Source organism: Arthrobacter sp. B0316-5-4 (genome assembly GCF_059090325.1).
In genome coordinates this window covers 25,713-39,557 of record NZ_JBNHFN010000004.1, presented here as the reverse complement: position 1 = coordinate 39,557, position 13,845 = coordinate 25,713, and the positions used below count along the sequence as shown (strand labels likewise).

The 13,845-nt window shown below is 63.4% G+C and carries 14 protein-coding genes; 9 read left to right on the top strand and 5 right to left on the bottom strand.

Going from position 1 to position 13,845, the window contains the following annotated elements; translation table 11 throughout:
• Positions 1–91 precede the first annotated feature (91 nt).
• The 4 genes from rpmI (at position 92) to AC5RU9_RS12195 (ending at position 3,044) form a co-directional block, all read left to right on the top strand.
• Positions 92–286, top strand: a complete 195-nt coding sequence (gene rpmI, locus AC5RU9_RS12210) for a 50S ribosomal protein L35 (protein WP_059387794.1) — start codon at positions 92–94, stop codon at positions 284–286.
• 119 nt (positions 287–405) lie between these two features.
• On the top strand, positions 406–1,080 hold the full coding sequence (rplT, locus tag AC5RU9_RS12205) for a 50S ribosomal protein L20, sunset domain variant (RefSeq protein ID WP_494016664.1): 675 nt from the start codon (positions 406–408) through the stop codon (positions 1,078–1,080).
• 25 nt (positions 1,081–1,105) lie between these two features.
• Positions 1,106–2,017 carry a TrmH family RNA methyltransferase gene (locus tag AC5RU9_RS12200; protein WP_494016663.1) on the top strand — a complete coding sequence of 304 codons (912 nt, stop codon included), beginning with the start codon at positions 1,106–1,108 and terminating at the stop codon, positions 2,015–2,017.
• 100 nt (positions 2,018–2,117) lie between these two features.
• Positions 2,118–3,044, top strand: coding sequence for a cation diffusion facilitator family transporter (locus tag AC5RU9_RS12195; RefSeq protein WP_211711875.1), 927 nt, complete (start codon positions 2,118–2,120; stop codon positions 3,042–3,044).
• 97 nt (positions 3,045–3,141) lie between these two features.
• On the opposite strand, the gene AC5RU9_RS12190 is transcribed toward AC5RU9_RS12195, so the two are convergent.
• Positions 3,142–4,350: an MFS transporter gene (locus AC5RU9_RS12190; RefSeq protein ID WP_494016662.1), complete on the bottom strand. Its 1,209-nt coding sequence runs from the start codon at positions 4,348–4,350 to the stop codon at positions 3,142–3,144.
• Between the two features lie 134 nt (positions 4,351–4,484).
• Between AC5RU9_RS12190 and AC5RU9_RS12185 the strand changes: the two genes are divergently transcribed.
• Complete coding sequence (locus AC5RU9_RS12185; RefSeq protein ID WP_494016661.1) at positions 4,485–4,919, top strand: (deoxy)nucleoside triphosphate pyrophosphohydrolase; 435 nt, start codon at positions 4,485–4,487, stop codon at positions 4,917–4,919.
• Between the two features lie 46 nt (positions 4,920–4,965).
• On the opposite strand, the gene AC5RU9_RS12180 is transcribed toward AC5RU9_RS12185, so the two are convergent.
• On the bottom strand, positions 4,966–6,060 hold the full coding sequence (locus AC5RU9_RS12180) for an Rv2578c family radical SAM protein (protein WP_494016660.1): 1,095 nt from the start codon (positions 6,058–6,060) through the stop codon (positions 4,966–4,968).
• Positions 6,061–6,149: 89 nt separating this feature from the next.
• Between AC5RU9_RS12180 and pcp the strand changes: the two genes are divergently transcribed.
• On the top strand, positions 6,150–6,791 hold the full coding sequence (pcp, locus tag AC5RU9_RS12175) for a pyroglutamyl-peptidase I (RefSeq protein WP_494016659.1): 642 nt from the start codon (positions 6,150–6,152) through the stop codon (positions 6,789–6,791).
• Here pcp and AC5RU9_RS12170 read toward each other — a convergent pair.
• Positions 6,788–7,417 carry an SIMPL domain-containing protein gene (locus AC5RU9_RS12170; protein WP_494016658.1) on the bottom strand — a complete coding sequence of 210 codons (630 nt, stop codon included), beginning with the start codon at positions 7,415–7,417 and terminating at the stop codon, positions 6,788–6,790. The genes pcp and AC5RU9_RS12170 overlap by 4 nt on opposite strands.
• A gap of 2 nt (positions 7,418–7,419) precedes the next feature.
• Positions 7,420–7,866: a hypothetical protein gene (locus AC5RU9_RS12165; protein WP_494016657.1), complete on the bottom strand. Its 447-nt coding sequence runs from the start codon at positions 7,864–7,866 to the stop codon at positions 7,420–7,422.
• Between the two features lie 177 nt (positions 7,867–8,043).
• On the opposite strand from AC5RU9_RS12165, the gene pheS reads away from it, so the two are divergent.
• The 3 genes from pheS to AC5RU9_RS12150 all read left to right on the top strand — a co-directional run bounded on the left by pheS (position 8,044) and on the right by AC5RU9_RS12150 (position 12,704).
• On the top strand, positions 8,044–9,105 hold the full coding sequence (gene pheS, locus AC5RU9_RS12160; protein ID WP_211711882.1) for a phenylalanine--tRNA ligase subunit alpha: 1,062 nt from the start codon (positions 8,044–8,046) through the stop codon (positions 9,103–9,105).
• 2 nt (positions 9,106–9,107) lie between these two features.
• On the top strand, positions 9,108–11,651 hold the full coding sequence (pheT, locus tag AC5RU9_RS12155) for a phenylalanine--tRNA ligase subunit beta (protein ID WP_494016656.1): 2,544 nt from the start codon (positions 9,108–9,110) through the stop codon (positions 11,649–11,651).
• 186 nt (positions 11,652–11,837) lie between these two features.
• Complete coding sequence (locus AC5RU9_RS12150; RefSeq protein ID WP_494016655.1) at positions 11,838–12,704, top strand: trypsin-like serine peptidase; 867 nt, start codon at positions 11,838–11,840, stop codon at positions 12,702–12,704.
• Between the two features lie 111 nt (positions 12,705–12,815).
• On the opposite strand, the gene AC5RU9_RS12145 is transcribed toward AC5RU9_RS12150, so the two are convergent.
• Positions 12,816–13,802, bottom strand: a complete 987-nt coding sequence (locus tag AC5RU9_RS12145) for a nitrilase family protein (protein WP_494016654.1) — start codon at positions 13,800–13,802, stop codon at positions 12,816–12,818.
• Between the last annotated feature and the right edge of the window lie 43 nt (positions 13,803–13,845).

Here is a 13,845-nt window from a genome sequence, read left to right as displayed (position 1 = left end):
ATTGGCAAGCAACCAGCACGCTGGCCCCTGTAGGCCGGCTGCGCGAAAGAATCGCGGACTCGTCCGTGGATACGTAAGGAGATCGGTTCCCATGCCGAAGATGAAGACCCACAGCGGTGCTAAGAAGCGCTTCAAGCTGACCGGTACCGGCAAGCTGAAGCGCCAGCAGGCCAACCGCCGCCACTACCTGGAGCACAAGTCCTCCACGTTGACCCGTCGCCTTGCCGGCGACAAGATCGTCTTCAAGGGCGATGCCAAGGTCATCAAGAAGATGCTCGGCGTCTAAGTTCCAAGTTCTCTGGGGTCTGCCAACCGGCAGGAACCGACTACACCAAAAGCCTTCTCAGGCCCGCCGGACTTCCGGCAGTAGCAGCTTGGGATAAAGATTTCTGAAGGAGTACGCACGTGGCACGTGTGAAGCGGGCGGTAAACGCCCACAAGAAGCGCCGGGTTGTTCTCGAACGCGCCAAGGGTTACCGCGGTCAGCGTTCGCGCCTGTACCGCAAGGCAAAAGAGCAGCTGCTGCACTCGTTTGTGTACAGCTACGGTGACCGCCGCAAGAAGAAGGGTGACTTCCGTCGCCTCTGGATCCAGCGCATCAACGCTGCATCCCGCGCCAACGGCCTCACCTACAACCGTCTGATCCAGGGCCTGAAGGCCGCTGAGGTCGAGGTTGACCGCCGCATGCTGGCCGAACTGGCCGTTTCCGACGCCAACGCCTTCGCCGCACTGGTGAACGTTGCCAAGGCTGCACTGCCGGCTGACACGTCTGCTCCGGCTGCAAAGGCCGAAGCTGCTCCCAAGGCTGCAAAGGTTGCTCCGGCTGCCGCCACGGCTACGGCTGTCAAGGCTGTCGTTTCCGAGAAGCCGGCCATCGACGGCGCAATTGCTGCTGATGGCGACGAAGCTCCGGAAGGCTACGCCATCAAGGGCAACGCCGAGTCCAAGAAGTACCACGTGCCGGGTTCCACCTGGTACAACACCACTGCTGCCGAATACTGGTTCTCCACGGTTGAGGCTGCAAAGGCTGCCGGCTTTGAGCCGGCCGGCGGCGAAGCTCGCCAGCAGATCAAGAACTAGTCGCAACTGCCACTAAAGTTCTTATATGAACGAAACCGGGCGCCCGCAAGACTTTTCGATGACCAACCCCCGAGCTGATCGGGTGAGGGACGTCGCCAAGCTTGCCGGGCGCCCGGCGCGTTTAAAGCGCGGACGCTTCCTGGCCGAGGGGCCACAGGCCGTACGCGAGGCGTTGAGCCTGCACCGTGAGCGGACAGCGGCAGGCGGCGGCGCCGTCGTGCATGAAGTTTTCGCTAGTGAAGCGTGCCTGGAGCGGCTTCCCGAACTCGCCGACCTCGCGCAGGGCACGCAGCTCAGGCTCGCCAGCGACGAGGTCCTGTCCGCGATGGCGGACACCGTCAATCCGCAGGGGATTGTGGCGGTCTGCAGTTTTGTCGACGTTAGCCTGGAGTCAGTACTCGACGCCGGTCCCCGCCTTATTGCCGTGATGTGCCAGGTGCGGGACCCCGGTAATGCCGGAACGGTGCTGCGTGCCGCTGATGCCGCAGGCGCCGATGCTGTGGTTCTGACGGGATCGAGTGTGGACATCTACAATCCCAAAGCAGTCCGGTCCACCGCTGGTTCCTTATTCCACCTGCCCGTGGTCCTGGGTGTGGACGTTGACGAACTGGTAGCCCGTTGCCGGGAGCTGGGCATTGGTGTCCTGGCCGCCGACGGGTATGGAACGGTCAATTTGGACAAGCTCCAGGACGAAAACGCGGCGCGCAGGCTCGGCAACGAGTCGGTGGCCTCCGAATACGCCCTTGAGGAGCCCACAGCGTGGTTGTTCGGCAACGAGGCCCAAGGCTTGTCCGATGCGGAACTGGCCCTTGCTGACCACCGCGTGGCTGTGCCTGTTTACGGGGCCGCAGAGAGCCTCAACCTCGGCACGGCGGCCACGGTCTGCCTGTACGCCAGTGCACGCTCCCAGCAGGGCGTCCGAGTGGGGAATGCGTAAACAACGCCTGGCCGGGTACGGTATTGCTTGCAAGGGCAGGCGATGACGACTCTTCTTGACCCATTCCAAACTTTCCCCAACCCGAAGAGGTGAAGCTTTCGTGGCTGCAGGTGGCGGTACCAAAGCGATCGTGGCGGCTCTCGCAGCCAATCTGACCATCGCTGTATTGAAGTTCATTGCGTTCTTCCTGACGGCGTCATCGTCAATGCTCGCAGAGGCCATTCACTCCGTTGCCGACTCCGGCAACCAGCTCCTGCTCCTGGTGGGCGGCAAGCGCGCAAAACGGGCGGCCAGCCCGGAACACCCGTTCGGCTACGGCCGTGAGCGGTACATCTACGCCTTCATCGTGTCGATCGTCCTCTTCAGTGTCGGTGGCCTGTTCGCCCTGTACGAAGCCTTTGAGAAGTTCCAGCACCCGCACGGCATCGAAGGCGACTTCTGGTGGGTTCCGCTGGCTGTCCTCGTTGGCGCCATCATCGCCGAGGGGTTCTCCTTCCGGACCGCAATCATCGAGTCAAACCACATCCGCGGTAAGCAGACCTGGGTCAAGTTCGTCCGTAATGCCAAGCAGCCCGAGCTGCCGGTGATCCTCCTGGAGGACTTCGGTGCGCTGCTGGGCTTGGTGTTCGCCCTGTTTGGCGTGAGCATGACTTTGGTTACCGGCGACGGTATCTGGGATGCCTTCGGCACCGCGATGATCGGTTTGCTGCTGGTAGCCATCGCCATTGTGCTGGCAATGGAAACCAAGTCCCTGTTGCTGGGGGAGTCCGCAACCAAGGAGGACGTGCAGCGGATCACCGAAGCCCTGGAGGCCGACGGAACCCACATCATCCACCTCAAGACGATGCACCTGGGCCCGGAGGAACTGCTGGTGGCCGCCAAGATTTCCATGGGTGCCTCCGAGACCGGCCAGGAGATCGCAAAGGGGATCGACGACGCCGAGCAGCGGATCCGCGCGGCCGTTCCGATCGCTCGGGTCATCTACCTCGAACCGGACATCGAGCGGGTTCAGGCGCAGCAGGCCTAGGGCTTAAACGACGAATGGCTCCGCACCGGCGGAGCCGTTCGTCGTTTAAGGACCCTTCGTTAGCTGGCTGGGCGCTGTACGCGCTGGCCAGCGGCTATCAGCTTGCCAGCGGCTTCTTCCGTTCCAGCAGGCCGCTCACCACGGCAACGCCGAGGCCGAGGATGGCCAGGACCGCGCCCACGAGTGCCGGAGCGACGTAGCCCCAACCCCAGGCGATGACGGTGCCGCCGAGGAAGGCACCCAGTGCGTTGGCGATGTTCAGGGCAGAGTGGTTCAAGGAAGAGGCCAGGGACGCGGCACCGGGAGCGGCGTCCAGGAGCCGTGTCTGCAGGGCGGGGGTGAGCATGGATCCCACGCCGCCAACGACGAATGCCATGATGAAGGCCGCCCACGCCCAGTGCGCGGCGACGGCGTAAACCACCAGGGCTACGGCGATTCCCGGCATGACCCAGTAAATGGTCCCCATGACGGACTTGTCCGCGATTCGTCCGCCGATGATGTTGCCTGCCACCATGCCAAGGCCATAGAGGGCCACGACGGCAGGGATAAGGCTTTCGGGGATACCTGCCACCGACGTCATCGTGTGGGCGATGTAGGTGTAGACGGCAAAGAAACCGCCGAAGCCGATGATGCCGATCAACAGCGCAAGCCACACCTGGAGGCGCTTGAGGGCTCCCAGCTCACGCCGGATGCTCGCGTCCGGGTGGGCCGCTTCGAACGGGACGAACTTCCACACCATGGCAACGGTAAGGAGCCCTATGGCGCCGACAATGATGAACAGCAGCCGCCAACCGAAGGTTTGACCCACCCAGGTGGCGAGCGGCACGCCGATGACGTTCGACACCGTAAGGCCGGCCATCACCATGGAAATCGCCCAACCGCGTTTGGTGGGAGCCACCAGGCCCGCCGCGATGACAGCTGCCACTCCGAAGAAGGCGCCGTGGGGGAGGCCCGAAGCGAAGCGGGAGAGCAGCATGAAACCGTAATCGGGAGCGATGAACGATGTCAGGTTTGCCACGGACAGAAAAAGCATGAGGCCCAAGGCAAGGTGCTTCTTGGGAAGTTTCGCGCCGAAGGCCGCGAAAATGGGCGCACCGATGACGACGCCCAACGCGTAGGCGGAAATGAGGCTGCCCGCTTGCGGAGTGCTGATGCCCAGCCCTTCCTCGATTTCCTTCAGGAGGCCCATCATGGCGAACTCGGTGGTACCGATGGCGAACCCGCCCATGGCCAGGGCCAGGATGGCCATGCCGAGGTGGCGTTTGCTTGCTTTCGCTGTGGCGGACGGGGACACGGTGGTAGTCATATGCCTGCTTCTTGAGGGGCGCCTGATCGGCCGGGAAACGCGGAGAAAATCCGATAACAAGTTTAGTCGTGCTCGGGCGACTTGGCGTCAGCATGTGACGACTCCCATGGACGCTACGGCCATAGACTGTTCCGGTGACTGGACTCATAAACGTCGTTGGCGCCGCCGTCGTCGACTCCCTGGAAGCCCCCACCCGTCTTCTCGCCGCACGCCGCACCGCTCCTCCCCAGTTCGCAGGGATGTGGGAGTTCCCCGGCGGCAAAGTGGAAGTGGGAGAGACGGCAGAGGCCGCACTGCACCGGGAACTCGCCGAAGAGCTCGGGGTTGAGGTTCGTTTGGGCCAGGAGCTTGAATCCGGAAACAGCGCCGGGTGGACCCTCAACGAGCGTGCGGTCATGCGGGTTTGGTTCGCGGAGCTGACCGCGGGGGAGCCTCGCCCGCTGGAAGATCACGACGAGCTGCGGTGGATGTCCTTGAATGGCTTTGACGACGTTCTGGGACTTCCATGGATTCCGGCGGACCTGCCGATTGTCCAGGCACTGCTTGATCGGGTCTCCGCCGCAGCGTAGGAGATCTGCGCCGCGGCCCCTTCAGCAGCGCCACCAGCGGGCCTTCTCAGAAAAGCGCCTCTTGTCCTGGCAACGGCGAGGCAGCAGTGGCCTCGGAAGGAGCTGCCGAACCGTCGGCGGGGCGGGCATTCCGGTGGCTGAATCCCGAGCTTCCACTGAAGCCGTGCTTGGCCTTGAAGAAATTGATCCTGCCTGCCAGCCAGCTGCGGTATTCCTTCGAAGCGTAGGAACCCTGGCCGTACAGGCGGCGGTATTTACCCACCAATTCGGGATGCTGCGCGGCCAGCCAGCTCATGTACCATTCGCGCGTCCCCGGTTTGAGGTAAAGGGCTCCGGCTGTGACTCCCGTGGCACCCGCCTTGGCGAGTTCGGTGAACAGGGCATCGAGGGCAGCATCGGAATCCGTCAGCCAGGGCAGGATGGGCATCGCCATGACCCCGCATCCCAGGCCGGCATCGCGGAGGCGTGCTATGAGTTTCAGCCGCGCACGGGGGGAGGGTGTCCCGGGTTCAATGAGCCCTGCAAGGTCTTCGTTGGTCATGGCAAGGGAGATGCCGAGGTCCACGGGAACCTGGGTTGCCGCATGCTTGAGCAAGGGGATGTCCCGGGCCAGCAGTGTGCCTTTGGTCAGGATCGAGAAAGGTGTTCCGGAATCCGCCAATGCCCTGATGATCCCCGGCATGAGCGCATAACGGCCTTCGGCCCTTTGATAGGGGTCCGTGTTGGTGCCGAGGGCAACTTGGTGTCGTTGCCAGGAAGGCTTGGCCAGCTCCTTGCGGAGGACCTCAGCGGCGTTGATCTTGACCACCACCTGCGAGTCGAAGTCCCGGCCGGCGTCGAATTCCAAGTAGGTGTGGCTCTTGCGGGCAAAGCAGTAGACGCAGGCGTGGCTGCAGCCGCGGTAGGGATTCACCGTCCATTCGAAGGGCATGGCCGAACCGGAAGGCACCTTGTTGAGCACTGACTTTGCGGTGACCTCATGGAAGGTGACTCCGGAGAATTCGGGTGTCGAGACGGAACGCACAAGCCCGGCAAGCGGCAGCAGCGCCTCCATGGCCGGGGCAGGGCCGGGAAACGTGTTGCCGGTGTTCTCGGACGCCAACCCACGTGCCGGTGAAAGTGCTTGTGCGTCCCATCTCATGATCTCTATTCGAAGGTATGTTCGAATAAATGTCAAGGCTTCGATGGCAGGCCCGGACACGGGGACAAGGACGTTGCTAGGGTTGGCCCATGATTCTCCTGACTGGCTTCGAACCCTTTGGCGACGACACGGTCAATCCGTCGTGGCTGGCCGTGCAGCGTGCCGCGGAGATACTCCAGAACGACGGCTACGCAGTGGAAGCCGTCGAGCTCCCTTGCATCTTTGGCGAGTCGGCAGCATCCCTCAACGCGGCCTTGGATCGCATCGTCCCTGATGTGGTGGTTTGCGTGGGCCTAGCCGGAGGGCGTGGGCGCGTGTCGTTGGAACGCGTGGCTATCAATTGCGATGACGCCAGGATCCCGGACAACGCCGGCCAGCGCCCCATCGACCAGGAAGTCGTCCACGGCGGGCCTGCGGCCTACTTCTCCAGCTTGCCGATCAAAGCAGCACTCAGGAATCTCCAGATCGCAGGCATCAAGGGCGAAGTTTCACAATCGGCCGGTACCTACGTCTGTAACCACGTCTTCTACGCGCTCATGCATGCGCTGGCCTCCAGGCCAGGCGTCCGCGGCGGGTTCATCCACGTCCCGTACCTTCCGGAGCAACTGCCGCCAGCCACTGCCACCCCGTCAATGCCCCTGGAAACGATGGCCGAAGGTGTTGCCTTGGTTGTTCGCACGGCGTTGGAAACGACGGCGGATATACGGCTGCCTGCAGGAGCCATCCACTAAAGAAGTTCCCACTCCACCGTGACAGAGGCAGGAACGGACGATTCCCCGGCCTCCACCGGAAGCGCTTCGGCGGTAAAGGACGCCCGGACCAGTCCGCCCACGGGAATGGGGGTGCCGGGAACTGGTTGCTGGGCAATGGATCGAACAGCTCCGAGCCGGGCGCCTGCCAGGGTGGCGTAGTGCTCCGCCCGGGCCAGGGCGTCCTGCCAGGCAGCCTCCTGAGCCCGGGCAGTGATGGGGGCCGTGTCCACGAAGCCCTGCTCGATGCCGTTGATTCTGATGTCGTCACCACCGGCCGCAACCGCGGCAGCGATGGCAGCCGGGGCATCTGCCTGGGAGCGGATGCCCACATTGAGGGTGGTGGAAGCGACGTAGGCGGTCACCTTCTGGCCCTGCCCCTCCACCCATGCGATGTCGGCACGGAGGTTCAGGCCACTCGTTCGCAAGTCAACGCCTGCGACGCCGGCTTCCCGAAGAGCCGAAGCGACAGCGGCGGCCGCTTTCCCGGCGTCGTCGTATGCTTTTCCCGCAGTCTCGCGGCGGGTCTCCACACCGAGAGTCAGCGTGACCAGGTCGGGGGCAGCCTTGGCGCTGCCGTTGCCGGTGACGGTGATGGTTCGCTTCATGTCTAAGCCTCGATCCGTTGGTCGGCTGGTCCGCCTTGCCGACGCTTGTGGTTGTCAACGTAGCCACCGGCGACGAGGCCGGCTTGGCGTTCAAAGAAATTCCTCGACGCCGGGTCCCCGCTGCGCAGCAGCGACCACCCGGCGGCGACGCCGTAGAAGGCGAAGAAGGGCAGGCCAAGGCAATACGCGTACTGGGTGCTGTGCCGCTCCTCGTGTCCCAGGAGGGTGGCGTCACTGCCCGCCATACCTTGGGGCGCCCGGTAAAGAATCACATTTCCCAGGGTGAACGCTCCCGCGTAGGGCAGTTTCCAGTGATACCCGGCGGCTATGACGAGGCCGCGTGGCCCTCGCGAGAGGGTGGAGCGTGACGCTACTGCCACCGCAAGTCCCAGCGGCGTGGACAGGTTGATGACGTTTGCCATCTGCCTCAGGCGCTGCGCGGGAGTCATGAAGCCATGCTAGACCCGTCGGCCAGGCGGAGGTTGTTGGGAACCCAGGCGTTAAATCAGGTCCGTGACGTTCAACTAGACTGAAGGGTAGTGCCTGCCGTCCGCGGCGAGCACTGCCCTTTTCGTTTTCCAGGCCGGCATTGCTGGCCGCTCCCTACTCGTAGCTAAGAACAGTAGATGACTGACACTTTGCCAGGCGCTGCCAGCCCGAATCCGCTGGATGAAGCCGCCATCACCGCCGCCGTCGAGGACGCGCTCGCTGCCATCGCAGCAGCTTCCTCCCTCGAAGAACTCAAGGCTGTCCGCCTCGCCCACACCGGCGAGAAGTCGCCGCTGAGCCTCGCCAACCGCGAAATCGGCGGCCTGGCCAAGGAGCACAAGGCTGCTGCGGGCAAGCTCATGGGTTCCTCCCGCGGACGGGTCAACCAGGCGCTCGCAGCCCGTACCGAGGTGCTGGAAGCAGAGAACGACGCCCGCATCCTCGTCGAGGAAACCGTGGATGTCACTGCCGCGCCGCGTCGTCGCCGCGCCGGTGCCCGCCACCCCCTGTCCACCCTGCAGGACCGTGTCTCGGACATCTTCGTGGGCATGGGCTGGGAAATTGCCGAAGGCCCCGAGGTGGAGTCGGAGTGGTTCAACTTCGATGCCCTAAACTTCAAGCCGGACCACCCGGCCCGCGAAATGCAGGACACCTTCTTCGTGGAACCCCCCGAGGCGCACCTGCTCATGCGTACCCACACCTCGCCGGTGCAGGTCCGTTCCATGCTGGAACGCGAGGTGCCCATCTACGTGCTGTGCCCCGGCAAGGTGTTCCGCACCGATGAACTCGATGCCACGCACACCCCTGTCTTCCACCAGTTCGAGGGCTTGGCGATTGACAGGAATCTCAGCATGGCGGACCTTCGCGGCACTTTGGAGCACTTCGCCCGGCAGATGTTCGGCGACGAAGCCTCCATCCGCCTGCGCCCCAACTACTTCCCGTTCACGGAGCCGTCAGCGGAGCTGGACATCTGGCACCCGGGCGCCAAGGGCGGTCCGCGCTGGATCGAGTGGGGCGGCTGCGGCATGGTCAACCCCAACGTCCTCCGGGCAGCCGGCATCGATCCGGATGTCTATTCAGGTTTTGCGTTCGGCATGGGCATCGAGCGGACCCTCATGTTCCGTAATGAGGTCGGCGACATGCGCGACATGATCGAAGGCGATGTACGTTTCAGCGAGCACTTCGGGATGGAGATCTAACAGTGCGTATCCCACTTTCCTGGCTGCGTGAATTCGCGCAGGTTCCGGCCGATGCTACGGCCGAAGACGTGATGGCCGACCTGGTCAAGGTCGGCTTTGAAGAAGAAGAAGTCCACCGTCCCACGGACGAACTCAGCGGCCCGATCGTCGTAGGCCAGGTCCTGAGCCTGGTCAAGGAGCCGCAATCCAACGGCAAGACCATCAACTGGTGCCAGGTCCGCGTGGTTCCGGAGGGACAAGAACAGACCCTCACCGGCGAGGGCATCGACCCTTCCGGCGTGCAGGGCATCATCTGCGGCGCCCACAACTTTGTTGAGGGCGACAAAGTGGTTGTCACCCTGCCAGGTGCTGTCCTGCCCGGGAACTTCCGGATCTCAGCGCGCAAAACCTATGGTCACCTCTCTGCCGGCATGATCGCGTCGGTGCGCGAGCTGGGCATCGGCGACGACCATGACGGCATCCTGGTACTTTCCCGCATTGGCCTGGACCCGGAAATCGGTACGGACGCCATGGAGCTGCTGGGCCTGTACGACCAGGCAGCGGAAATCAACGTCACCCCGGACCGCGGATATGCGTTCTCCATCCGTGGAGTTGCCCGCGAGTACGCGCACGCCACGGGAACCTTGTTCGTGGACCCGGCTTCAAAGGTCAACGCGCCGGCCACCCTCCAAGGCGGATACGGCGTCAAGCTCAACGATGACGCCCCCATTTACGGCAAGCCGGGATGCGACCGCTTTGTGGCCCGCGCGGTCCGGGGTGTGGATGCTTCGCGCCCCACCCCGCCGTGGATGTCCTCGCGCCTTCGCCTGGCCGGCGTGCGTTCCATCTCGCTGCCCGTTGATATCTCCAACTACGTCATGCTCGAGCTCGGCCAGCCGAACCACTGCTACGACCTCGACAAGCTCTCGGGCGACATCGTGGTCCGCAGGGCCGTTGCAGGGGAGAAGATCACCACTCTCGATGACAAGGAGCGCACGCTCGACGTCGAGGACCTGCTGATCACCGATGACTCCGGGGCCATTGGCATTGCCGGCGTGATGGGTGGCGCCCACACGGAGGTGTCGGACTCCACCACCAACATCCTGGTGGAAGCCGCGCACTTCGACGAAGTTTCCATTGCGCGGTCGCGTCGCCGCCACAAGTTGCCGTCCGAGGCCTCCAAGCGGTTTGAACGTGGCGTTGACTGGCAGGTGGCCAACGTCGCCGCGCAGCGCGTCGTGGACCTCCTGGTGGAACTTGCCGGTGGGACCGCAGATGAGGCCGGGACCGACGTCGGTACCGCGCCGGATGCGGTGACCATCGAGTTGCCCGCAGAATTCGCCGCTGCGCGTATCGGCATCGACTTCACGGAAGAGCAGATCACCACATCGCTGGTGGATCTTGGCGCAATGGTGGAGAAGACCGCTACCGGTTACCGGGTGACTGCTCCGAGCTGGCGCAATGACCTCGAAACCAAGGAAGACCTCTCCGAGGAAATCGCTCGTTTGGTGGGCTACGACAACATCCCGTCCACCCTCCCGGTGGCGCCTCCGGGCCGTGGCTTGAGCCGCAGCCAGCAGCAGAAGCGTCGTGTTGTCCAGGCGCTGGCGGATGCAGGGCTCACCGAGGTGCTGTCCTACCCGTTCGTTTCCAAGGCCGCCAACGACACCTTCGGTGTTGCGGAGGAAGGCGCGGAACGTCCGGCACTAAAGCTGGCAAACCCGATCAGCGAGGAGAACGGCTACCTCCGTACCTCCATCCTGCCCGGCCTCATCGAGGTAGCCCGCCGCAACCACTCGCGTGGTTTCCGCGACCTGGCACTGTACGAAGCAGGTTCGGTCTTCCTCCCGGGTGAAAAGCTCGGCACGGAATCCATCCCGCCGTTGGGCGTCAAGCCTTCCGATGAGGTGCTGGATGCGCTGTACGACGGCGTCCCGCACCAGCCGCTGCACATCGGCGCTGTCCTGACCGGCCACGACTCACCGGCTGCCGCAACGCACCAGCCCCGTGCCTGGGACTGGGCTGACGCTTTGGATATTGCCCGCCTCATTGCCGACGTTCTTGGCGTTGAACTGGTAGTCAGCCAAGGTAGCCACCAGGCGTTCCACCCAGGGCGTGCCGCGGAGCTCTCCCTGCGCAACGGCGATGTGGTGGGTTACGCCGGCGAGCTCCACCCGAAGCTCCTGGCAGCACACGACATGCCTGCCCGGTCTGTGGCTCTGGAAGTCAATGTTGAGGCATTGTTCGAAGCAGCTGCCGACGTGATTGTTGCCAAACACATTTCCGGGTTCCCTGTTGCGACGCAGGACGTTGCGCTGGTGGTTCCGGAGGACGTAACAGCCGATCAGGTGCTGGCTGCCCTGCGCGAAGGCGCAGGCGAACTCCTTGAGGATGTCGCCTTGTTCGACGTTTACGTGGGGCCCGGCATCGATGATGGTAAGAAGTCGCTGGCCTTCGGCCTGCGTTTCCGCGCCGACGACCGCACGCTGACTGCCGATGAGGCGTCAGAAGCACGCGCATCCGCCGTCGCAGTTGCCGCTGAGCGCTTCGGAGCTGTCCAGCGCTGATCGAACAGATACACGGCAATCCCCGGAACCTCCCTGGTTCCGGGGATTTTCGTTTTTATTGAGATTGCACTCCCAGCATCTTGACAGAGTATTCACACATGTATGACAGTTTTGTCATGCACATGTGAAACGTGTGTATCACATCCCTTGCACGGTTCTCCCGGAGCCGTCCCTTGAAAGGTACCCATGAAAAAGCACAACGTTGCTTTGCTTGTCGGGGCTGCAGTCATGGCTTTGACGTCCTCGCTTGGCGGAGCCGCAGTCGCGTCAGAGTTGACGCCCCAGCCCGCGGCCGCCGAGGTCCAGCCCGTATCCCACACGGTGGATAAGACGCAGACGTCCGGCTCCGCTGCATCCCCTTTGGCTGACCGTTATGCAATCGCCGCGCCCACCAAGAATGGTGGATACTCCACGGACTCGGTCATCGGCGCTGATGGCCGGGTGCGGATCACCAACACCACGGCGGCGCCCAACCGTTCCATCGTGCAGATTGAATTCAATGGCGGTTACATCTGTTCCGGCTCCCTCATCTCCGACGACACCGTGCTGACCGCTGGGCACTGTGTCCACACGGGCGGCACGGGTTCCACAGCTGATTACTCCTGGGGGGTCAAAGTAGCGCCGGGCCGGAATGGATCGACGGATCCGTACGGTACCTGTGGCGCTACCCAACTCCTCACGGACCAGCGTTGGATTGACTCGGCCAACACCAACGCGGATTGGGGTGTCATCAAGCTCGACTGCACCATCGGGAACACCACCGGGTGGCTTAACTACGCCGGTACCACGGCCAGCCTGAACGGAACCAGCGCAACCGTCCGCGGCTACCCGGGGGACAAGGCATTTGGAACCATGTGGTCTATGACGGGCGCCATTGAGAGCACCGCAACCGAAAAGGTCTACTACAAGATGGACACTTTCGGCGGCCAGAGCGGAGCGCCTGTGTACAACAGCTCCAACAGCATCGTTGCCATCCACACCAACGGCGGCAGTTCAAACTCGGGTACCCGCATCACCCCGACCCTGGCGAACTACCTGACCTCGGTGAAGTAGCCCGGTTGGGTTAATCCGCATCTGTGTTCCCCGCAGCGTGGTCCTGGCTGCGGGGAACACTGCTGTCCGGACTGGCCAAGCCGTGGAAGCGAAGTCTTGGCGGGCGGGCCGCTACGGGGTCTCGACGGGGCGTTCTGAGAATCGCGCGGCCCGGGCGTCGAGCTCATGTCCTTGACGTTGGGTCAGAGTGGTGTAGAGCTCTGGTCGGCGGCCCCGTATCCATCGGCGGCCGGTTGATAGAGGCACAAGGCCGAGGTCCAGGTCGGCGGTAACGATCGTTTCGCCTGCGATCCAGGTTTCGGCGATGATGGCGCCATATGGGTCGATGATCATTGCGTTACCCGTGCGGATCTCGTCATCGTCTGGGCCCACGCCGTTGCTGAAGACGATGAAAAGGCCGTTGTCGTGGGCGCGGGAAGGCAGCCAGCGCATCAGCCATTCGCGTCCGTGGGGTCCGCGGAATGCCGCCTCAAGTGCCGCGGGATCTGCTCGCCGGTTTTCCCACAGCCCGACAGGGATCGGTTTCATTCCCCGTGGGCTCGGTGAGTTGGTGCCGCCGGTTTGGTGGGGGGCCAGGAGAACTGTTGCACCCAGGAGGGCTGTCGCCCGGACGTTTTCGACGAGGTTGTTGTCCCAACAGATCAGGATTCCGATCTTGATGCCCCAAGGCGTATCGAAGACAGTGAATTGCGAGCCGCTTTCGATGGACCCGTGTTCGAAGGCATGGATTTTGCGGTGCGTGTGGAGGGCCCCGTTGGGAAGGCATACCGTGTAGGAGTTGTAGAGTCGACCGTCGCCGTCCACCTCGAGGTAGCCGACGCCGATGCCGACGCCCAGCTCAAGGGCGAGTTCCTGGACGGCACGGATGCTCGGACCACCCTCAGCCTCGGCAAGCTCGGCCAAACGTTTCGGCGTTTGCCTTCGAAGGTGCCAGTAGCCGATCAGGCACATCTCGGGAAACGCGATCAATTGTGTTCCCTCGGCTGCAGCAGCGGTCGCCAGCCGGCGAATGGTCTCGAGGTTAAGGTCCGGGCGGTCCGGTACCGCTTCGAACTGCACGGCCGAGGCGCGAAGTGTGGGCTGTGAATCATGGGGCATTGGTTCTCCTTGGTAGTGACCTCTTTCAATGCTGGTTGCGGAA

Excerpts from the sequence above, each read along its gene's own strand:
- rpmI (WP_059387794.1), top strand. The coding sequence starts at position 92 with ATGCCGAAGATGAAGACCCACAGCGGTGCTAAGAAGCGCTTCAAGCTG.
- AC5RU9_RS12200 (WP_494016663.1), top strand. The coding sequence starts at position 1,106 with ATGAACGAAACCGGGCGCCCGCAAGACTTTTCGATGACCAACCCCCGA.
- AC5RU9_RS12190 (WP_494016662.1), bottom strand. The coding sequence starts at position 4,350 with ATGACTACCACCGTGTCCCCGTCCGCCACAGCGAAAGCAAGCAAACGC.
- AC5RU9_RS12180 (WP_494016660.1), bottom strand. The coding sequence starts at position 6,060 with ATGAGATGGGACGCACAAGCACTTTCACCGGCACGTGGGTTGGCGTCC.
- pcp (WP_494016659.1), top strand. The coding sequence starts at position 6,150 with ATGATTCTCCTGACTGGCTTCGAACCCTTTGGCGACGACACGGTCAAT.
- AC5RU9_RS12170 (WP_494016658.1), bottom strand. The coding sequence starts at position 7,417 with ATGAAGCGAACCATCACCGTCACCGGCAACGGCAGCGCCAAGGCTGCC.
- AC5RU9_RS12165 (WP_494016657.1), bottom strand. The coding sequence starts at position 7,866 with ATGACTCCCGCGCAGCGCCTGAGGCAGATGGCAAACGTCATCAACCTG.
- pheS (WP_211711882.1), top strand. The coding sequence starts at position 8,044 with ATGACTGACACTTTGCCAGGCGCTGCCAGCCCGAATCCGCTGGATGAA.
- AC5RU9_RS12150 (WP_494016655.1), top strand. The coding sequence starts at position 11,838 with ATGAAAAAGCACAACGTTGCTTTGCTTGTCGGGGCTGCAGTCATGGCT.
- AC5RU9_RS12145 (WP_494016654.1), bottom strand. The coding sequence starts at position 13,802 with ATGCCCCATGATTCACAGCCCACACTTCGCGCCTCGGCCGTGCAGTTC.